This window comes from Pedobacter nototheniae (assembly GCF_004335085.1).
In the GTDB taxonomy this organism is placed as follows: Bacteria; Bacteroidota; Bacteroidia; order Sphingobacteriales; family Sphingobacteriaceae; genus Pedobacter; species Pedobacter nototheniae.
The window spans coordinates 143,849-163,804 of sequence record NZ_RQRS01000002.1 but is presented as its reverse complement, the minus strand read 5'-3'; the positions used below and the strand labels follow the sequence as shown (position 1 = coordinate 163,804).

Annotated in this window: 20 protein-coding genes; 3 read left to right on the top strand and 17 right to left on the bottom strand. The window is 33.2% G+C overall.

All coding sequences use genetic code 11. The features are described 5' to 3' along the window. The first annotated feature begins 33 nt into the window (after window positions 1–33). The gene (locus EHC72_RS02665) at window positions 34–723 is read left to right on the top strand and encodes an arylesterase (RefSeq protein ID WP_131535941.1); all 690 of its coding nucleotides are present in this window, start codon (window positions 34–36) and stop codon (window positions 721–723) included. A 51-nt stretch (window positions 724–774) separates the two neighbouring features. Continuing rightward, on the top strand, window positions 775–2,148 hold the full coding sequence (locus tag EHC72_RS02660; RefSeq protein ID WP_131535940.1) for an NAD-dependent succinate-semialdehyde dehydrogenase: 1,374 nt from the start codon (window positions 775–777) through the stop codon (window positions 2,146–2,148). A 9-nt stretch (window positions 2,149–2,157) separates the two neighbouring features. Here the strand turns inward: EHC72_RS02660 and EHC72_RS02655 are convergent, their stop codons facing one another. The 3 genes from EHC72_RS02655 to EHC72_RS02645 all read right to left on the bottom strand — a co-directional run bounded on the left by EHC72_RS02655 (window position 2,158) and on the right by EHC72_RS02645 (window position 4,459). After that, a complete protein-coding gene (locus EHC72_RS02655) occupies window positions 2,158–3,447 on the bottom strand; it encodes a GntT/GntP/DsdX family permease (protein ID WP_131535939.1) in 1,290 nt (429 codons plus the stop codon). 35 nt (window positions 3,448–3,482) lie between these two features. Beyond that, complete coding sequence (locus tag EHC72_RS02650) at window positions 3,483–3,665, bottom strand: hypothetical protein (RefSeq protein ID WP_131535938.1); 183 nt, start codon at window positions 3,663–3,665, stop codon at window positions 3,483–3,485. Between the two features lie 356 nt (window positions 3,666–4,021). Next, window positions 4,022–4,459, bottom strand: a complete 438-nt coding sequence (locus EHC72_RS02645) for a DoxX family protein (protein WP_131535937.1) — start codon at window positions 4,457–4,459, stop codon at window positions 4,022–4,024. Window positions 4,460–4,540: 81 nt separating this feature from the next. Between EHC72_RS02645 and EHC72_RS02640 the strand changes: the two genes are divergently transcribed. Next, the gene (locus EHC72_RS02640) at window positions 4,541–5,167 is read left to right on the top strand and encodes a class I SAM-dependent methyltransferase (protein ID WP_131535936.1); all 627 of its coding nucleotides are present in this window, start codon (window positions 4,541–4,543) and stop codon (window positions 5,165–5,167) included. On the opposite strand, the gene EHC72_RS02635 is transcribed toward EHC72_RS02640, so the two are convergent. From EHC72_RS02635 to EHC72_RS02570, 14 genes are all read right to left on the bottom strand, one after another. Continuing rightward, complete coding sequence (locus EHC72_RS02635; RefSeq protein ID WP_131535935.1) at window positions 5,102–5,914, bottom strand: polysaccharide deacetylase family protein; 813 nt, start codon at window positions 5,912–5,914, stop codon at window positions 5,102–5,104. The genes EHC72_RS02640 and EHC72_RS02635 overlap by 66 nt on opposite strands. 39 nt (window positions 5,915–5,953) lie before the next feature. Beyond that, window positions 5,954–7,681 (bottom strand): carbamoyltransferase family protein, encoded by a 1,728-nt coding sequence (locus EHC72_RS02630; RefSeq protein ID WP_131535934.1) that lies wholly within the window; start codon window positions 7,679–7,681, stop codon window positions 5,954–5,956. 59 nt (window positions 7,682–7,740) lie between these two features. After that, a complete protein-coding gene (locus tag EHC72_RS02625) occupies window positions 7,741–8,010 on the bottom strand; it encodes an archaeosortase/exosortase family protein (protein WP_131535933.1) in 270 nt (89 codons plus the stop codon). A gap of 25 nt (window positions 8,011–8,035) precedes the next feature. Further along, the gene (locus EHC72_RS02620) at window positions 8,036–8,335 is read right to left on the bottom strand and encodes a hypothetical protein (protein ID WP_131535932.1); all 300 of its coding nucleotides are present in this window, start codon (window positions 8,333–8,335) and stop codon (window positions 8,036–8,038) included. Continuing rightward, entirely contained in the window at window positions 8,332–9,204 is an 873-nt protein-coding gene (locus tag EHC72_RS02615) for a glycosyltransferase family 2 protein (protein WP_131535931.1), read from the bottom strand. Before EHC72_RS02615 ends, EHC72_RS02620 begins: the two co-directional genes overlap by 4 nt. Before the next feature lie 3 nt (window positions 9,205–9,207). Beyond that, a complete protein-coding gene (locus tag EHC72_RS02610) occupies window positions 9,208–10,368 on the bottom strand; it encodes an XrtY-associated glycosyltransferase XYAG1 (protein ID WP_131535930.1) in 1,161 nt (386 codons plus the stop codon). After that, on the bottom strand, window positions 10,365–11,447 hold the full coding sequence (locus tag EHC72_RS02605) for an acyltransferase family protein (protein WP_131535929.1): 1,083 nt from the start codon (window positions 11,445–11,447) through the stop codon (window positions 10,365–10,367). The genes EHC72_RS02610 and EHC72_RS02605 overlap by 4 nt, the downstream gene beginning before the upstream one ends. Window positions 11,448–11,449: 2 nt before the next feature. Further along, window positions 11,450–12,847 carry a hypothetical protein gene (locus EHC72_RS02600; RefSeq protein WP_131535928.1) on the bottom strand — a complete coding sequence of 466 codons (1,398 nt, stop codon included), beginning with the start codon at window positions 12,845–12,847 and terminating at the stop codon, window positions 11,450–11,452. After that, window positions 12,834–13,802 (bottom strand): glycosyltransferase family 2 protein, encoded by a 969-nt coding sequence (locus tag EHC72_RS02595; RefSeq protein ID WP_131535927.1) that lies wholly within the window; start codon window positions 13,800–13,802, stop codon window positions 12,834–12,836. Before EHC72_RS02595 ends, EHC72_RS02600 begins: the two co-directional genes overlap by 14 nt. Window positions 13,803–13,805: 3 nt before the next feature. Continuing rightward, a complete protein-coding gene (locus EHC72_RS02590; RefSeq protein ID WP_246029361.1) occupies window positions 13,806–14,594 on the bottom strand; it encodes a glycosyltransferase family 4 protein in 789 nt (262 codons plus the stop codon). A gap of 390 nt (window positions 14,595–14,984) precedes the next feature. Further along, window positions 14,985–16,145 (bottom strand): acyltransferase family protein, encoded by a 1,161-nt coding sequence (locus tag EHC72_RS02585; protein WP_131535926.1) that lies wholly within the window; start codon window positions 16,143–16,145, stop codon window positions 14,985–14,987. Window positions 16,146–16,157: 12 nt separating this feature from the next. Continuing rightward, on the bottom strand, window positions 16,158–17,435 hold the full coding sequence (locus EHC72_RS02580; RefSeq protein ID WP_246029360.1) for a glycosyltransferase: 1,278 nt from the start codon (window positions 17,433–17,435) through the stop codon (window positions 16,158–16,160). Further along, a complete protein-coding gene (locus EHC72_RS02575; RefSeq protein ID WP_131535925.1) occupies window positions 17,428–18,699 on the bottom strand; it encodes a glycosyltransferase family 4 protein in 1,272 nt (423 codons plus the stop codon). The genes EHC72_RS02580 and EHC72_RS02575 overlap by 8 nt, the downstream gene beginning before the upstream one ends. Before the next feature lie 11 nt (window positions 18,700–18,710). Beyond that, the gene (locus EHC72_RS02570) at window positions 18,711–19,952 is read right to left on the bottom strand and encodes a glycosyltransferase family protein (RefSeq protein ID WP_131535924.1); all 1,242 of its coding nucleotides are present in this window, start codon (window positions 19,950–19,952) and stop codon (window positions 18,711–18,713) included. Window positions 19,953–19,956 lie beyond the last annotated feature (4 nt).

The following is a 19,956-nucleotide window of genomic DNA, read 5'->3' as shown; positions in this document are numbered from 1 at the left end:
TACTAATTTATTATTAGATAGAAATACTTGTATATGTTACGAAAACGCCTGATGGGATTAATTGTTTTGACTGTTTTCTTCGCTTCTTGCGGAAATCAGCAGAATAAAACCAATAATGATAAAACTTTAGATTCGGCTGACCGATCAGGGGCAAAGTCTGATGTGAAAACGAAAAATATCCTCTTTTTTGGTACAAGCCTTACGGCAGGCTATGGTCTTGATCCTTCTGAAGCTTATCCAGCTTTAATTCAAAACAGAATAGATTCGTTAAAGCTTCCTTATAAAGTAATAAATGGAGGTTTAAGTGGCGAAACATCTGCTGGAGGTAAAGGTAGAATAGATTGGTTATTGAAGCAACCAGTTGATATTTTTGTGTTAGAGTTAGGCTCAAACGATGGTTTAAGAGGGTTGCCTGTTAATCAAACCATTAAAAATTTGCAGGATATTATAGATCGTGTTAAAGCAAAATACCCAAATGCTAAATTGGTTATTGCAGGTATGCAAATGCCACCGAGTATGGGTGCCAAATATACTTCTGAGTTTAAAAACATATTTCCTGATCTCGCCAAGAAAAACAATATGGCATTAATTCCCTTCTTATTAGATAAAGTTGGCGGTATTCCTAAACTTAACCAGGCAGATGGCATCCATCCGACAGCAGAAGGAGATAAAATTTTGGCAGAAAATGTTTGGGTTGTCCTGAAAGATTTATTGAAGCCATAGCGCTACTCTCATCTTTTTAACGCCAATATTTAATCTTTAAGCATAATAGTTATGACCATAGAATCGATCAATCCTTTAAACGGAGCTAAAGTAAAAGCTTATACCGCAGATACAGACCAACAAATTGTTGCGAAAATTGAAAAGGTACATCAAGGCTGGCTTAAATATAAAGATACATCACACCAATACCGTGCAAAGCAATTATTAAAAGTTGCTGAAATATTAAGTAAAAGAAAAGATAAACTTGCCAGGTTAATGGCACTTGAAATGGGTAAACCCCTTAAAGCTGGAGTTGCAGAGGTATTAAAATGTGCTGCAGTTTGTAAGTACTATGCAGAAAATGGCGAAAAATTTTTGGCCGATCAATCCATTAATACAGCTGCTACAAACAGTTATGTAAGCTTTCAACCCATTGGTGTGGTACTGGCTATTATGCCATGGAATTTCCCCTTTTGGCAGGTTTTTCGGTTTTTGGCGCCAGCTTTAATGGCTGGTAATGGTGGCATACTTAAACATGCATCGGGCGTTATGGGGTGTGCAGTTGCAATTAAGGATGTAATGGTTGAGGCTGGTTTTGAGCAGCATATATTTGATGTTTTAATTACAGGAAGCAAAGCCATTGATAAAGTAATAGAACACCCTCTTATTAAAGCTGTAACCCTTACTGGAAGTACCGATGCAGGTAAAAAAGTTGCCAAACATGCAGGTGAGTTTTTAAAGAAAACGGTATTAGAATTAGGCGGCAGCGATCCTTACATTATACTTGGCGATGCGGATTTAATATTAGCCGCCAAAGTGTGTGCCGAAGCTCGTTTAATTAATAACGGACAAAGTTGTATTGCAGCCAAAAGATTTATTGTTGTTAAAGAAGTTGAAGAGGAATTTACGAGGCTATTTAAAGTACATATGGCTTCAAAAAAAATGGGAGATCCTTTGAAGGAGGATACAGATTTAGGACCAATGTCTAGAGTTGAACTTCGCGACGAGTTGCATGAACAAGTTTTAAAATGTATTAAACTAGGTGCTAAATGTATTTTAGGAGGAGAAATCCCTGATATGCATGGCGAGCACGCTTTTTATCCACCAACAATTTTAACGGGAGTAAAAAAAGGAATATTGGCTTATGATGAAGAAATTTTTGGTCCTGTTGCGGCAATTATTTCAGCTAAAGATATTGACGAAGCCATATTTATTGCAAACGATACTCCCTTTGGCCTGGGTGCTGCCGTATTTACAAAAAATGCAACTTTAGCCGAAGATATTGCCAAAAACAAACTGGCAGCAGGTTCTTGTTTTGTAAATGAAGGTGTAAAATCCGATCCTGCATTGCCTTTTGGTGGCATTAACCAATCTGGTTATGGACGAGAATTAGGCATGTTTGGTATCCACGAATTTGTAAATATTAAAACCGTTTACATAAAATAGTGCAGATAATTACAAAAAGTTAAACTGATTTAATAATAATACACCTAATAATCCTAAAATAGAAACAATACTTTCCATGATGGTCCATGTGGCAAAAGTTTGTTTTAAACTCAAGTTAAAATATTCTTTAAACATCCAGAAACCCGTATCATTAACATGAGAAAACATTAGGCTACCAGCACCAACGGATAACACCATTAACTCTGGTGATGCCGTTGGCCCAATAAGGGGTAATACCATCCCTGATGCGGTTAATGCAGCCACAGTTGCCGATCCTAATGTTACCCTTAAAGATGCCGTAATAAGCCATGCCAATAAAAGTGGCGAAAGATTTAAATCAGCAGTAAGTACCTTAACCGTTTCGCCAACGCCGCTATCCACCAATATTTGTTTAAAAGCACCACCTGCAGCAATAATTAATACAATCATTGCAATACTTTTAACGCCTTCTGTACAAGATTCCATTGCTTTAGCTACGCTTCTTCCTTGAATAAATAAGGTAAGTAAAACGGAAATTAATAAGGCCGAAGTTGGATCTGCAAGAAAAGTAAAAAGAGGTTTTATAAAGTAATCAATCTTAATTCCGTTGCCTATTGTGCCCGCAATAATTAAAAATACAGGAAGCAATGCCATAATAAAACTTTTAAACCCCGAAGGCAGATTATGTTCCTGATCGATACTGTAATTATTTGTAGTAACAGTTCTTTTTACAATTAATCTCGGAAAATATACGCCTGCAATAATTGCAATAGGGATACTCAAAATTAACCCGTAAATTAATGTTTTACCAATATCTGCGTGGAATATTCCTGCCAAGGCAACGGGCCCAGGGTGTGGTGGTAAAAAACCATGAGTTACCGATAATGCTGCTGCCATTGGTATACCGATATAAAGTTTTGATAAACCTGTTGCTGATGCAATGGCAAATACTAGCGGAATTAAAACCACAAAACCAGCATTATAAAAAAGCGGAATACCAACCAAGATGCCTGTTAACAAAACTGCCCACTGAATATTTTTTTGTCCAAAGGCACGCATTAAAATAAATACAATCTTTTTTGCCGAGCCGCTATCTTCAATCAATTTCCCCATCATAGCCCCCAAAGCAAGCACCATAACCATACTGCCCAATGTGCTGCCAATGCCATTGCTAATAGAAACCATAACCTTAGTTGCAGGCATACCCAATAGTAAACCAGTTACAATGGCTACGGCTAAGAGCGCAATCATCGGGTTTAGTTTCTTTAAAATCAGTACAAAGAGGAGGAGAATCCCAAAAAGGACAATAAATAACTGCATAATAGTAGGTTAGGTGATGATAAGCAAGGCTGAAATTATTTTTTAACAACTATGCTTCTACCAGTAACAAGTGTAAACTCATAAATGCGATACAAACCATCATCACTAATCTCAATGTTTTCTACCAAACCAGTTTTGCTAAAAGTATCGGTAACCATATCGCCAACCTTTACATCCTGCAAAATTTCAGTAGGCATTTCATTAAATAATCTTATCATGTAGTAAATATAGGGATAATGGTTTTTTATTTGTCTTGCACCCTTTATTTATATTACGTAATCATTCCGAAATATTCTGTAGGATGTCAGCTGTTCGAGATGTTTGCTTTTTCAGCACATCTCGTACTATTAATAAAGCTGGATTTCTGAATTCAGAAATCTATTTAAGCCTTTAATTATTTACGGGTTCAGAGAACCCTTTTTATCGTTAGTTCGAGATGCCTTGAGGAACATCACGAACAGCTAGTTTAATACAATCATTTTTACAATTATCTAAAAAAGTAATGGCAAAAAAAATGCCGGATGGGAAGCATCCGGCATTGTATATTAAAATGTAAAAGTTAATATTAATAGAATTAAGCGCTTAATTTTCTTTGATTTTCAATTGATAATATTCCATTACCTTCAATTAAGAAACAAGCAAGACCGATTAGTACCGCCACAGAAAACCAAAATTCAGAATAAGGTCTGAAAATATTTTCTGATAAGTTGACAAAAAATACGGCACCAATTAATATTGGCAAATTAAGCAAGCTAAAAAGCCTGGTTTGTGTACCCAAAGCAATTGCTAAGCCGCCAATAATGTGTAATACAATAATTAAATGTGCTAAAAGACTAATAGAAATTGCTGTACCGAGCATGGCACCTCGCATTAGCCCGTTAAAAGCATCTAAATTCAAGGCAAAAGCTATCCCTTTCCAAACCAATACAACTCCTAAAGCCATTCTAAAAAAGTCGAGCCATTTAGGGTGATGATGATCCCCCCAGTTTTGGATTTTTTTGAGCATGTTCATAATTTCTATATTTTGGTTATATCAATTTACGGAAATTATTTAAGGATAACAATATTATATAGCCACCTTTACTTTTAGATTATGATGATATACGATAGGTTAGAGAATAAAATCAGACGCTTGCTGCATAAAAACCTTTTATGGAAGTATGGTTTTGGCAACAGGGTGGCAAAAAGTACCTGGGAAAAACAATTTGCAAATGGAGATTGGGATGTACTGGCATCGGAAAGCGAAGCCAAACATTATGAAGTTATTGTTCAGTTTTACAATAATTATGCAAGGGGTAAAGCCGTGTTGGATGTAGGCTGCGGACAGGGCGTTTTATATGGCTATTTAAAAAAAGCAAACCCTGATAAGTTTATTTACCAGGGGATAGATATTTCTGAAAATGCCATTAAAAAAGCTTCCAGAAGATACGAGAATATTAAATTTAAAAATCTGGATTTTGAAAATGAAGTTTTAAATGAAAAGTTTGATGTTATTATCTTTAATGAAAGCCTTTATTACTTTAATCGGCCTTTAAGCAAGATTAAAGAGTGCGTGCAAAATTATTTGAACAAGGAAGGATTGATTATCATTTCAATGTGCAATTACCTTGGAAATGATGTGATTTGGGAGAAACTGAAAAAGAATTATCAGTTTTTAGAAACCCGCGATGTTGTAAACGAAAAAGAACAAGAATGGAAGGTTGCCTTGCTTAAACCTTAAATGGTTAATCTGTTTTTTTACTGCCTTCTGAACTTGAAGAAAAGGATCGTAAAGCTGCCTCATACGCAAATACAATGGCGTTAGCTTAAAAGAGATAGACTTTTTGTTATCAGATTCGTGAATGCCAAACCGGCGTAAGGCATATTGATTTTGTATAGATTGGTAAATTGAAACCGCCGCAATATAGCCCGCTCTCCTAAGCATTTGCTTATATCCTTTAGGAATTTCTGCATATGGATGTGCAAAAGAATAAACAGGCTCATTTAATAACTCTTCTAAAATGTTTTTAGAACGTATAATTTCTTTAAAAGCATCTTCCGCATCTAAAGTATTTAATCTTTGATGCTCCTCTCCATGACTGCCAATTTCCATCCCCATCTTTTTTAGCTCGGTTAATTGGGCAGCAGTCATTAATTTTACTTCAACTAAGTTTAACTCTTCGGTATCCCATACATTATAGCCACCAATATGAGAAGTTGGAATATAAAAAACCGCTTTCATATTTCTTTTAATCAGTTCGGGAATCGCAAAATCAAATAATGATGCCGGACAATCATCAAAGGTAATGATGACCTTTTTCTTAGCGTTTTCGCCTTTTTCTAAATCCGCAAAAGTTACTGTAGTTAAGCCCTTTTCTAAAATGCAATCCAACAAATCAATAAACTGTTGATGAACGATATTCCAGGGCTTTAAACTGGAATGTGGGGCATCACTGATGTGATGCAACATTGCAATTGGTATATTCATTAAGTAATAAGGATAAACAGCGTATAAATATATAAATATCTATGCTTTAATAATCAGAAAACGTTCGATAACCAGCATATCCATATTTGTTCTTAAAAAGCAGTTTAATGCCTCGTCAGGTGTATTTACTATAGGTTCATTCTCGTTAAAAGAAGTGTTTAACAAAATTGGTACATTGGTTTTCTTGTAAAATGCCTCAATTAGCTGGTAATAACGTGGGTTAATAGCTCCATCTACAGTTTGTAATCGACCGGTACCATCAACATGGCATACCGCTGGTATCTCGCTTCTTTTATCTGGTGTAATGGTGTACACTTTTTCCATAAAAGGTACAATATCATCATGTTCAAAATAATCTTTACTATATTCTTTTAATATAGAAGGGGCAAATGGGCGGAAAGATTCTCTTCTTTTTATTTTAGAATTGATAAGTTCTTTTGCATCATTTCTTCGAGGATCAGCCAGGATAGAGCGATTGCCTAAAGCACGAGGACCAAATTCTGCACGCCCCTGAAACCAGCCCACCACACCACTATCAATTAAACAGTTGGTAACCTCATTATATAACACATCCCAATCTAACTTTTGGTAGGTAATATTTTTAGTTTTTAATAGTTTTTCAATGTAATCATCATCAAATTTACTTCCGAAAAAACCATGTAACATTGGGCTAATTCTAGGTTGCTTTAAAACTTGATTATACTGCCATAAAGCTGCGCCAATTGCGGTTCCTGCATCATGCCCTGCAGGTGGAATGTAAATGGATGTAAAAGGTGTTGAACTTAAAATTTTACCGTTTGCTACTGAGTTTTGTGCCACACCACCTGCAATACATATAGAATTTAACCCAGTTTGCTTATGTAAATGGTTAAGGATATGAATTATAATTTCTTCTGTAACTTTTTGTACTGATGCAGCTAAATCTTTGTGGTATTGAGATAAATCTTCATTATAAGCACGTTGAGGGCCAAAATCGTTTATTAGTTTAGAGGTAAATAAAGATTCCATTGCTGGAATACCATTTTCCCAAACCATTTGTACCCCCTTTTTTGGATGATTAAAATATTCCAGATTTAGCTCAAAAAGACCATTGTCTTTTATTCTAATTACATTTTTTACTTGGTTGGTGTATTTAGGTGTACCATATGGCGCCAAGCCCATTACCTTATATTCATCGCCGTAGTGCAAAAAACCTAGGTATTGGGTAAAAAGGGTATAAAATAATCCTAAAGAATGGGGGTAGGAAACAGTATTTAAAACTTCAATATTTAAACCTTTTCCAACTGCAGTCATGGTGCTACTAAAATCGCCAAAACCATCTATAGAAAGTAAGGCAGATTCTTGATAAGGGGAGGCAAAAAAAGCACTCGCTAAATGACTTCTATGGTGTTCTACATTAATTATTTTACCGATTAAATCTTGGGCATCTACTTTAAAATGCTCAATAAAATCATTTTCAATAGATGAAGCTTTTTTAAGGTTTTTTAATCGATCGACGATGTTTTTAATGCTTAATCTATTTTTTAATGCAGTAAAAACTTTTTGTTTAAAATTTGCTTTGGGATCGCGGGAGATAGCAATATAATCTAAATCCTTAATATCAATTTTCGCTTCATCCAAACAAAATTGTATAGCCTTTGATGGGAAGCCTGCCCAATGCTTTATCCTTCTAAAACGTTCTTCTTCGGATGCAGCGATTAAAATGTCATTTTTAAAAATGCAGGCAGAAGAATCGCCATGGTAGGCATTTACACCAAGGATATACATGATAATAAATTAGGGATAATAAAACTTAAGAAAAAATAGAGCAATCTATTTTGGAGAACTTATAATGATTTAGGTTTAGTATTTTTTGTGTTTTTCTTAATCCAAACGTAAAGCATTATAAAAATTATGATGTAAACTAATACATTAAAAATTTCGTGGTGGTACTCAAAATAATTGCGTTGAGAATGAAAGGTAGCAAACAATAAACCTAGGCCAGCTATACGTAAAACGTTTAAAACATAAATGGTAATTAAGCCGATAACCAACATTTTAAAGGTCGCTTTCCACGAGGTTGGAAAAGAAAGTACAAAGGCTGCTAAAAAACTCATAACGCCTAAGCCCAAACAAGAATAGTTAATTCCTTAAATAAGGACCATTTACCACCATTACATCCATTTCATTGTGGATGGCATAAAAGCCAAACAGCTTAATAATCCACACGGCAGGTGCAATTAGGGCACTTTTTAAACCTTGTATGTAGTTAAGGTGATTGGAAATGTACGCATTGTAGTATTTACCATCAGGGCTCATTACACTGTTCATAAATATATTGCCCTGGCTAAAAATGATGTACAAAACAAATAAACATAATATAAATTTTATAGCCTGTTTATTGGCATTCTTTTTCAGTTGATCGGTGGATATTTCGGTCATATGCTGGTGGGAGTATTATTATTTTTTAGTTTGAGTTCTTTTATCTTTCGATCTACTAAAAGCCGAAACCATAAACCTTGCAAATAATGAAAGTAAATGCCTTTTGTGCCATCTAATATACCAAGTTTGAATAACATGCGGTAGCTAAAATACAAATATGGCCTAATACCTAAAGGCAAAGTCCACCAAATTTGCTTAAACCAAGCTCTACGCTCATCAGGGCTTCCAGATAAATTAGGTTTTAGGGTTTGTGTTCTAATTTTATTTTGCCTGTCTAATTCTTCCTGAGCAATAAGATCACTATATTTTTGGTGCTTAGATTTCCAGAATTGCAAATCGTTTTCTTTCAGATTATCTTCCTCTAAAAATCCATTTTTCCATATAATAGTTTTACCTGGAACGATAAATCGGTGATCCATATTTTCATTTAAATCTGAATAACCAACTTCAGCTCTAAACATTTTCAGTAAATAGAAAGGATAATAGCCACCATATTTAATCCATTTGCCCTGAAAGTAATTTTTCCGGTTAAAATAAATTCCGTTTATTCCTTTATGGTCTTCATCCTTAAACTTCTCTAGCAATTGAAAAAGCTCTTTCGATACAATTTGGTCTGCATCTAAGCCAATAATCCAGGGCGTATTAATCTCAAAGTTTTTTAAGGCAAAATCCCATTGCTTGGGATGGTTTTCGAAAGAATTACTTTTTACAACAGCGTTAAATTCTTTGGCAATTTTTAAAGTTCGATCTGTGCTACCACTATCCAGAATAAATATTGGCGCATTTAAACCTTTGATGGAATTTAATAATCTTGGTAAATGAATTTCTTCATTGTAAGTGAGAATGATAAAGCTAAAATCTTTTTGCATGCCTCAACTTATAAGTTTAAGATATAGATTAATGTATTTTTTAGCTAGTAGAGTCGAATTAAAATCGCGTTTGATCTTCTCGGGAGCCTTTTCTCTAATTTCCAATCTTTTTTGATGCATATTAAACGCTTCAATAATTTCTGATTTAATAGCCTCAACATTTAAGCTTGCAACCCAACCCAGTTCATTACTTTTAACATAATCTGCAAGTCCAACCTCTTCAGAAATTAATACTGCGGTACCAACACTTAAACTTTCAATTACAACATTGGCAAAATTTTCATTGTAGGAAGTGAGTACCATTAAATCATTTGATTTAAACAAATTGAATTTATCTTCATTACTAATTTGCCCAACCCAGTTTAACTTCTTTTCAATATTTAAACTTGTTGCATAGGTCTTTAAATGTTCAATATATTCAGTTTCACCTGCACCAGCAATTGTAAGCACCCAATTAGTTGTTAGGTTAGAAAGCGCCTTAAATATTAGCTCCAATCCTTTTTTCTCCTCTATCCTGGATAAAAATATGAGTTTGAAAATAGGAGTGGAATTGGTTTCTACATCCGCAAGAGCGCTTTCTGGCATACTAATTAGGTTGTAAATTACTTCAATTCCTATTGGCCGAATGAAACCAATAATATCCTCTTTTTCTTTTTTGCTTGTGGCATGCATGTAGCAATATTTAAGCAGGCTTTTTCCTTTTAAATTATGAATTAACCTTTTAGGTAAGTTATTTCTGTTATTTAAGGAATAATTGGTAAGCATGCCTCTAGGAGATAGTACAACAGGCACATTATACCATTGTGCAAGCCAGCAACTCAAAATTGAAACCAGATTCCACCAGGCATGGATGTGGATAATTACTTGTTTATTAATTGCTCTACAATCTAAAATTTCCTTTCTTAAAGCTTTTAGCAGGGTAGGCGAGAAATGGGTATGATCTTTTGTTATTCTTTTAAAGTATTTTACTTTAACTCCATCTACAATTACAGGATTATTTGGAGCAACCGATAATTCATTTTTGCCATTTGCTGTAGTTGTAAAAACTTCCAACTCAATATCCGAATCTTTTGCAAGTTCCTCGCACAGTTTAGCAACAGACATAATTGGACCGCCGTAAATGTAAGCAGGTTTGTAAGATGCAGAAATTTGAATAACTTTCAACGGATGAGTATTTTCTTTAGATCACTGGTTTTATATTCCGTTGCTTTTGCGAAAAAGTAGCTTATGAAATAGATGATTATAAGTGTAAGTAAATAAAGAAATAAAGAATAAAAATTCATTTCTATTTTAACTATTGGGGTAATAAAACGATCGATTGCAATTAATATAAATAAGCCAACAGGATAATGTATTAAATATAGTGAATAGGAAAAAGAGGCCATTTTTTGATTAAACCACTTAGCTTTTAGTATTTTTTCATGATCGTCAAACGTTGTTAGCGCCAGCGCTAATGTAACTGCAATAGCTAATTCACAAGTAAAGTTTAAATCATAAATTCTGCTGTAACAAAGTGTAATGCCAAATGCAGCCAGAGATAAATATCTTATAATCAAGTTTTGTGGCTTAATAAAGTATGCTAATAATCCACATAGCCAAATTAAAAAATAACTGATTACAGATAGTGGAGAAAAGTAAAGAAATATGAAAATTATTAGGATAGAAATTAAGAAGCGTTTATAATTAAAACGGTAAAAAAATATTCCTGCTAAAGCTGGGAAAATCATATAATACCAAAACTCTGGTGATAAACTCCATAATGGACCATTGCTACCTAAAACCGGTAACCAAATATTCTGCAGCATAGTAAGCGATGATAAAAAATGCAGAATTGTTAATCTACCCGCAGGGTCCTTTTGAAGAGAAGTAATGTAATCGCAACTCGTGTAAATGCCCTTTTGATCTATAAATGTACCTGTTTTATCTACCAGCCACGTTAAAATTAGTGCAGGGAGTAAAACAATATATATTCTTGAAAATCGTGATATTAAATAATTTGATAAGTTAAACTTGCCGTTTTTAAGTTGAGCAACAACCGATCTGCCGATTAAATAACCACTTAAAACAAAAAATACAATTACAGCTTGATGACCAAAACCAGTAACAAAATACAAAGCTTTATATATTGGGTTATGAATTGAAGCGCTGTAATCATTAAAAAGTATGGATCTAATATGACCGCTTACGACCATAAAAGCTGCCACCCAACGAATAAAATCAAGTATGTCAGATCTTTTTGTCACAATTATTTTGCTTTAATCTGATTAAGAAACTTATCTAACACAAACCTTCTGATTAATTCATAGATAATCAAATACATAAACATGCCACCAATTAACTTATTCAATGCGGATTCGAATTGGTAAATTAAAATGAAAAATGGGATAATCATTGCGGTGCCTATAATTTTATTCGGGCTACTCGTCATGGCGTACTTGTAAATAAAGCCAATAATTAAGCCATAACAAAATAAGCTAATAAACATTCCGGGAATGCCAAAATCTATGTAATTTTCGGTCATATAACCTAAACTTATCGATGTAGCCGACTCTCTGCCAGATACCTGAACGCCAGCATATTTATTGGTTATTTCAGAATCATCAATAGATGTTTTTTCTGGGAAAAAGAGCCTTGGTTGTAGAACACGGCCTATTGCATCTCCCCATAATCGGCCATGGGTATGAGGAATACTTGCAGGAACGAACTCCATCGTTGCTGAAAAAAAATCAATATAGGATATACGATCTACCGTAGCTTTAAAGCCTTGATTTATGGCGATTTGATCCACATTTTGAACCAGTTCACTTAGTTTATTTAAAGATTCTCCAGTGGTTCTTACTACTGATTGGTTTAATTGTCCGCCTGATAAATAGTTTCTATATTCGGGTTTAACATATTGCCAAATAATAATCATATACAAACAAACTGCCGTAATACCAACTAGTGGTAATACTTGTTTTAGCTTTAAATTTTTGCCAAAAATGATTGATAAACCAGCAAATATTACCAGAAAATAATCCTTAAAGTTTGAGAAAAATCCTGTAAGACTGAGAACAATTTCCATCAGGGCAATTAGCGAAAATAATTTCCATTGTTTAGTGTATAAACAACTAAGCATAAAAATGAAAAACACCATCCATTTAAAATCTGCCAGCTTTGAAATTGGCTGTTGCAAGCCACCCATTACGTAAGAATAGTTGTAAACAATAGGGTAAAGAATGCAAACAATGATGTAAAGTGGAACCAATTTTCTGGAATCGTAGTTAAGAGCTAACCTAGCATAATCTTGCTGTTTAAGTTTATATCTTCTTATAATTACATGAATACCAATAGCTACGCTAATTAAACCAGCAATACTGCAATAAAAAGCGTTAGTTATGAGTTTGTAATGTTCAAAAGTTTCATCAAAATTAAGTTGCTCAAAGTTTGAGTAAAATACCTTTATACTAATAGAAAGCCATTGGAGTAAGAAAGCCATAAAAAGCAAAGGCGATTCTTCTTTTTTCCACAATAAAACCATTAAAATAAATGGCGTAATTACTGCGGCTAGGGTAACACCTGGGTTTTTAGATGTTATTGCGTAAATAATTCCCAAAAAAAGCAGAATCTTTTCTGGAGCGCCAAAGTTTTTAAACTGCCCCATTTGTTGTTAAAAGTAACTTATTAATCATTTTTTTGTTTTCGTATTTTCCGCGATAGAAGAAACGCATTTTTAACCAGGAATATGCAATAATGATTATATTATCTTGGTGAGAAAGTAATTTTAAACATTCAAAAGCCATTTTAAATTTCCCTTTAATAAAAAGAAATAATATTTGGTTGAAGTAATAAACAAAAATCAATTCGCGTTTAATTGTTTTTATATCTGATTCTTTAATATTTGTCCAGCCGGCTAATCTATTAATAATTGGTAAACCTTCGGTGATAGCATAATAATTGTTTTTAATATTTTTCGTTACCTGATTTTTGTGATTTCTTATACTCATCATCTGGCCGTTTATAAAGCCAATCTTATAATTTTCTGCCACATTTGTCCAAAATTCAAAGTCGCCTGACACATGAAAATTATCATTGAATGCAATTTTTTGTTCAATTTTAGAATAATCTATTGTAACCTGAGAAATACTTCCTGCTAAACATCCATAAGCTAAGGAGAATTTGGCGTATAGCGTTCTATCTAAAATTTTAGGTGTCGCATCGAAACTCCATGGAATGATTATATTTCCTTTTTCATCTATTGAGTTACTTCCACAATAACTAAGGGCTATTTCAGTATTTTCCCGGTGGAAATTAATGATCTTTTCTATGCAATCGGGCGCCATTACGTCATCATGCGACCAAAAATGAATTAAAGGTGTTTTGCATTGCCTTAGTAAATAATTAAAACTACCAAATTGCCCTAATGATTTGCTTTGTTTAAATAAACTTATGCGCGCATCATTAAAAGAAGATATTATTGCGTAAGTATCATCTGTAGAAGCATCATCGCTAATTAGAAAATTAAAATCTTTATAAGTTTGGTTTAAAACGGATTGAATAGACTGAGCTATGAAATCAGCACCATTTTTTACTGGAAGTATAATTGTTATGTTTCTCAAAACTTATAAACGCTTAATAATTGTATATACTTGTTGCTGAAATGAGTAACCATTTATTACGTTTGAAGAGTTTACGCCCATTTCTTTTAAGTTTTGTTTACTGGCTGTCGCAGATGCTAAATTTGCAATCAATGATTTGATATTGCGATTTTCAAAAATATATCCATTAGTATTTTCTTTAACCAAATTGGCTGCACAACCTACTTTATCTGACACGAGAGTTGCTTTTCCTGCTGCCATAGCTTCATTTACAGCAAGCCCCCAGGTTTCGTTAGGGCCTTGTGATGGTAAACAGAATAAATCACAAGCTTGATAAATTACAGGCATTTGGGATTGATTTTGAAAATTCATAAACTGGATTCTTGAGGCCGCTGTATTTTGATCTGTTTCAGTTTTAGCACTTGCAACCATAAATTTCAAGTCACTTTCTAATTCACCGTTACCTACAAAAAGCAAATGTGTGTTTTTATTGTCTAATTTTAAGAAAGCTTCCAGCAGTAATTTGGGATCTTTTTTCTCTTCTAATTTTCCCGCAAATAAGATTAGAATTTCATTTGGCTTAATATTTAATTGATTTCTTAATACAGAGGATTCAATGCTTCTATTTTCTGCAAAACGTTGATTATCTATCGCGTGAGGCAAAAAAACAAGCTGTTTTTCTTTGATGCCAAATTTTTTAAAATAAGCTTTATTGGCTATTCCGGTGTAAAAAGCATAATCAATGTGCTTATATAAATATGTTAAGAAAATTTTTCTCATTATATTCTTCAAGCCAGCTCCTTCGTCTAACAAGGTAGAATCGCCCCTGAACCAAATTTCAATTTTACCTTTAAAATACCGCATCAGTTGAAAATGGCTTTTGTGCGCCCAACCGTAAACCAATATTTTATCAGGATTGAAAGCGCTTACCCTATTAATTAGCTTAGGGTTATTAATGCCATTAAAATGATTTGAGTTAGGTTTTTTTGCTGTATTTTCTACAAATTCATATTTATATCCTTCTAATAGAGGAATATCCCATTGTATTGTGCGTTTAAATCCTGCATCATATAAAGCTGAATTAGTATTTCCAATAGTATAAAATACCTTTAAATCGCAATGCTTAGCCAACATTTGGAAAGTGGGGGCATAGTATTGAATTGGGTGACTTATGATGATGGCTAACTTTTTCAAATGGATTAATTATGCAAGGGTATTCTTGTAAGATAAAGTCCTTTTTTCTACTACTTCGTAACTTATTACTGCTAGTATAATTGTAGTAATTATTGAAACAATATCTATAAATATTGAGCCTTGTAACGTTGTTGGTATTTTAAATATGTTAAATGTTTTGAAGTAAAATACTGGAGAATGAAACAAATATAATCCATAAGATATTTTGCCTAAATACATTAAAGCTTTATTGTTGAGGAGTTTTTTATAGAACCAATTCTCTCCGCTGTAAGCATTAAAAATAATTATAGAACTTATTAGGGTTAATATGAAATAATGTAACTGGATTTTGCCAATATCAAAGCTTATGCTAAATATAAATATGATAAAGAATATAAATAATGCTGCAACTGCGATAATATGGCTTTTATACGCGGCTGAAATAAAGCGTACAATTGCTTTTGAGAATTTAGTTTCTTTGGCTGTCTTTAAATAGTTTTTAGAAAAAAAGAATGCAATGTATCCGCCAAAAAATATCTGAAAAAATCGCCATAAAAAGAATTTATAAAAATGTCCATCCATATAAAGAGCCAACAAAATTACTAACGCCAGAAATACGATATTAAATAGCGGGAATGTTGTTGTAATATTTCTTTTAAGCCAAAATTTTTTGGTGATGTAAATAAATAGTAGAGGAAATATAAGGTAATATTGCTCTTCTACAGCTAATGACCAACAATGAGAAAACATAGAAGGATATTGTAGAGATGACCATATTTTTTGAAAAAGCAGCACACAATCACCTGTATAGGTGAGCAAAAAGAACGCATTTGATAGTGCAAAGCTAGAGTTGTAGAATAGTAATGGAACCAAAAAGATTAGAGTAGCAATTAAAAGGGGAGGATAAAGTCTTAAAATTCTTTTCAAATAAAAGGTGCCAATTTTAAACGTACCCTTGCTTATATATTGGTTTATCGAATTTTTTGTGATTAAAAAGCCAGACAAAACGAAGAATAAGTCTACACCGATATAACCACCTTGAAATAAAGTTGATTTTTCAACATCTCTTATGTGCGCTATCGTATAAGAATGAAATATAATTACAAAAAAGCATGATATAGCCCTAAGGGAATCTATATATGGATAATACGTTTCTTTTTTAATGAGTTGTTGACTTTGGAGAGCATTCATTTATTCCTTTAATTAGGATTTTATAGCCTGATTAAACAAATCAGTTTGTTCTTTAGATAATTGTTCAGCACTATATTTTTGAAATTCTTTCTGATTAGTTAGTACGACTTCTTTTGTATCGTTTAGAATTTGATTTATAAAGTTTAAAACATTTAAATGCTGATTTTCTTCCGCATTAGTTGGTATTAATGTACTTGCATTAAACTTTTTAAGCATTTTAAATACTTCACAATTTGAATTATAAATTGCCATTAGTGGCTTATTTACACTGAGGTATGGATAAATTTTTGAGGCCGAATAATTTTCATCGTCAGAGCCTAGAACAAGCAGTCCATCAGCATTTCTTAAAAGAGAAAGAGCCTCAAAGTATCCAATTCTATTTGTTTGTTCAGTTACACAATCGGTAACACCGTAATTTATTGCTATTGGAATTACAGTTGGGTAACCTTTATCTTTTGGGGCGTAACTAGTTCCTATAAAATTGAATTTTAGTTTATTGTAAATTTCGGGATAATTTGATTTTATAGTTTTTAAACTTGCGAAAAGGATCATTAAACTTTTTTTCATGATATGCCCCACAGCGCCTATATAAACTACATTTTTGTAAGTAGAGGATAAGTTTATGGATGTAGATTTTACCGAAGTTGCTACGTCGAAATCTATTTGAGCATATCCAAAAGTGATTACCTTAGCAGGAATATTTTGAAGTTGAGAATAACGGAACTTTAATTCAGAAATATAATTTTCTGAAACACTAATTAATCCATTTACATTTCTCATTGCAAGTGGTTCCAACCATTTATTAAGGTGATATGAAAACCAATACTTTGGAGGACGCTCTGATTTTGGCTTGCTTTTATAATATTCGGTATGCCATGGATCTTGAACATCTATAACATAAGGAATATTGAATTTTTTCTTCCAGTAATTACCTAAAATACAAACAGGAAACTGTGTGGTAGAGAAATAGATGAGGTCAAATTTCTCTTTACGAAGCAATTTATTTACATACCTAAAATAAAACCAAAGTGAACGTAAAGCAATACTACCAAGACCAAATTTTGATGTCCATTTTTTTGAAAATGCCCCTACCTCATGGATTTTAATATCAGTTGGTATGGTTCTATTAAGAAGTATATCAACAGGCACGTCGGTATAAATATCATTCACTTTTACAACTTCGGCTTGCCACCCAAACTTTTCAAAATAAGGCAAACTCATTCTTACTCGGTGAGAATCTGCTGTGTTTAATGGGGCGAAGTAAGGAGAAATGATGAGGACTTTATTCACTAATTTTGGCCGAAATTTGCTTAATAAGTTCTTTTCTATAGTCTGCCCACTGCCATTGTTCAGCCTTTTTTATTGCCCTTTCTCTCATGCTTTCCAACGCTTTTGTATTATATAAGCACCACTGCATTTTATCGGCTAATTCATCAGCATTGCCCGCATTTATTAATAAACCATCATAACCATCCTCAATTAAGTCGGGTCCGGCAGAGTTCCTTGTTGTTAATACGGGTAATCCTCTTGCCATGGCCTCCGTTATAACCATCCCAAAGCCATCAGCAAGCGTTGGGAAAACAAATACATCGGCATTATCGTATAATGTGGTGAGTGTATTTTGATCTACAAAGTCTAATATTTTTATATTATCAGGCAAATTGTTTATAAATGAATCTGGTAATAAGTTTTTACCTACTAATATTAAAGATGCGTTTGGGGTGGATGCAAACCGATTTCGCCAAACATTTATAAGAATGTGAGTGCCTTTTCTTAGACTTAAACTGCCTGCATAAAGAAAGTTAACTTTTTCTAACGTATTCTGTTTTGGAAGATATTGAATGGGTTTTGGATAGGCCAAAGGAATTAAAATAATCTTCTTGAAATCAATATTTGCCTGGGTTAATGTATCTCTCGTAAATGACGAATTACAGATAATAAAGTCGGCCAGTTGCAGTTCCAGTGCTTTCCGTTGATTTCTTTTATCAAAAAGTTCACCTGATACCTGCTCATTGTAATCAGATTTTAATTCAGGATATTTCTCAACTTGATCATTTAAAATTTGTGTGTAAAATTGGTAATGTTGACTGGTTTGCTCCAAAATTTTAACAATTCCAAGATCTCCAGCCTTTTTAAATGTTTCTAAAGCGGCATGCTCATAAGCATGAACCAATTTTACAGAAGAATTTAATTGTCGTGCGGCCCATTTATCGTAACTAATTTCTGCCCATTCCCAAATTTTATCTGTTGTTATTAAGGAAAAATAACGAACGGAAAATAGCCGGAGCATCTCCTTAAATGGGTAAAGTTTAATCATTTGGCAAGGTAAAATACCAAAGTACCGATGCTTAAATTTTTTAACTAATGAAGGCGATATCCATTTTAAAACTTTAACCCATTTTTTACCTGAATGTACTACAACTGTGGTGTACATATTTAGTAACCAACCGGCCTCATAATAAGCTTTTATGGTTTCGGTTGCAAACATGCCAATTCCTGGGAAGGTGTGGACAACACCTGCTTTTAAATTGATTTTTTTTTGAGCGTTTTGCAAGTTTTTATTGTTTAGGTAGATGATACTATACTTAGAAATTTGTTTTTTTCTATATCCCAGTTAAATAGGTTTTTAGCTGCATTGTTTGATGCTTGCTTCGCCGAAATTAAATCTGCTGGTTTATCAATCCAATTATTCAATATGTTTAAGGTTCGGTTAATATTATCATGCTCCATAATAAAACCAATTTCGGGAGCTTGATTTATTACCCATTCTTGGCCTTTGGTATTTGTTGCAATAATTGCCAAGCCTGCTGTAATGTATTGAAAAATTTTATTGGTAATACAAATATCCCTATTGTATGGGGTTTTATGTTCTAAAGATAATCCAATATCGAACTCACAAAGCCATTTTTGCAAATTTGTAGGTGAGCATTGAGGATAAAAAAATATATTATTTTGCCAGTTTTTATTTGCAGAATTAAACAGAGTGGTTTTAGTATTTTCATCACAGGTACCTCTTAAGTGAAGTTCAAAATTATCTGAATTCAATCTGTTTAATTCATAAATTAATTCCTGAATTCCTCTGTTTAATCCAATTGTTTGCGAAAACCAAACTAGCTTTAATGGTTGTGGTAGTTTATTTTTATTTAATATCTGAGCCTGGTAAGGAAATACATTATTGATTGTAATCAATTCTTTTTGAGGATATAGTTTAGAATATTCCTTTGTAATAAATGGACTTGCAGTACTAATATAAACTGCTTGATTAAGAAATTTATCTTCTAGTTTTTTAAATAAAATAACTTGTTTAGGATTATCTGTTTCTGCCCGGTGATAATCTTCTGCATCAAAGGCAAATTTACTGGAGTGAAATTCTGCAGCCCATGCGGCAAGTGGAAGTGCTGCAGGGGTATGGGCAATATATAAATCGGCTTTAATATTTTTTAGGATTGATTTCATCTCAGGGAAAATCCGATTTATTTCCAGCCATTCCCAATCGTTAATGATAGGCATAAACTTACCCAATGCTTTTTTAACTTTAACCCTTAAAGCAGACATTATTCTTAAGTATATACCACTTATTTTATGGTTTGAATAATCTACAATATGAATTTTTGCACCTTTTAACGACTCAATAATTTTCAGGTCAAAATCCTTCAGATATTTTAAATTTTGAGTGCATACAATATCTACACTATATCCTGCAGTTATAAGCGCTAGTGCTTCTTTTACCAATCGAGGGTTAGATGAAAGATGGCTTCCACTTAGTAGAACAATATTTTTAGTACCTAAAATCACTTCGTTATTCATGTAT

Bases quoted from the DNA above. Each gene is read 5' to 3' on its own strand.
- EHC72_RS02665 (WP_131535941.1), top strand. From the start codon at position 34: ATGTTACGAAAACGCCTGATGGGATTAATTGTTTTGACTGTTTTCTTC.
- EHC72_RS02660 (WP_131535940.1), top strand. From the start codon at position 775: ATGACCATAGAATCGATCAATCCTTTAAACGGAGCTAAAGTAAAAGCT.
- EHC72_RS02655 (WP_131535939.1), bottom strand. From the start codon at position 3,447: ATGCAGTTATTTATTGTCCTTTTTGGGATTCTCCTCCTCTTTGTACTG.
- EHC72_RS02650 (WP_131535938.1), bottom strand. From the start codon at position 3,665: ATGATAAGATTATTTAATGAAATGCCTACTGAAATTTTGCAGGATGTA.
- EHC72_RS02645 (WP_131535937.1), bottom strand. From the start codon at position 4,459: ATGAACATGCTCAAAAAAATCCAAAACTGGGGGGATCATCATCACCCT.
- EHC72_RS02640 (WP_131535936.1), top strand. From the start codon at position 4,541: ATGATGATATACGATAGGTTAGAGAATAAAATCAGACGCTTGCTGCAT.
- EHC72_RS02635 (WP_131535935.1), bottom strand. From the start codon at position 5,914: ATGAATATACCAATTGCAATGTTGCATCACATCAGTGATGCCCCACAT.
- EHC72_RS02630 (WP_131535934.1), bottom strand. From the start codon at position 7,681: ATGTATATCCTTGGTGTAAATGCCTACCATGGCGATTCTTCTGCCTGC.
- EHC72_RS02625 (WP_131535933.1), bottom strand. From the start codon at position 8,010: ATGAGTTTTTTAGCAGCCTTTGTACTTTCTTTTCCAACCTCGTGGAAA.
- EHC72_RS02620 (WP_131535932.1), bottom strand. From the start codon at position 8,335: ATGACCGAAATATCCACCGATCAACTGAAAAAGAATGCCAATAAACAG.
- EHC72_RS02615 (WP_131535931.1), bottom strand. From the start codon at position 9,204: ATGCAAAAAGATTTTAGCTTTATCATTCTCACTTACAATGAAGAAATT.
- EHC72_RS02600 (WP_131535928.1), bottom strand. From the start codon at position 12,847: ATGGGGCAGTTTAAAAACTTTGGCGCTCCAGAAAAGATTCTGCTTTTT.
- EHC72_RS02585 (WP_131535926.1), bottom strand. From the start codon at position 16,145: ATGAATGCTCTCCAAAGTCAACAACTCATTAAAAAAGAAACGTATTAT.
- EHC72_RS02570 (WP_131535924.1), bottom strand. From the start codon at position 19,952: ATGAATAACGAAGTGATTTTAGGTACTAAAAATATTGTTCTACTAAGT.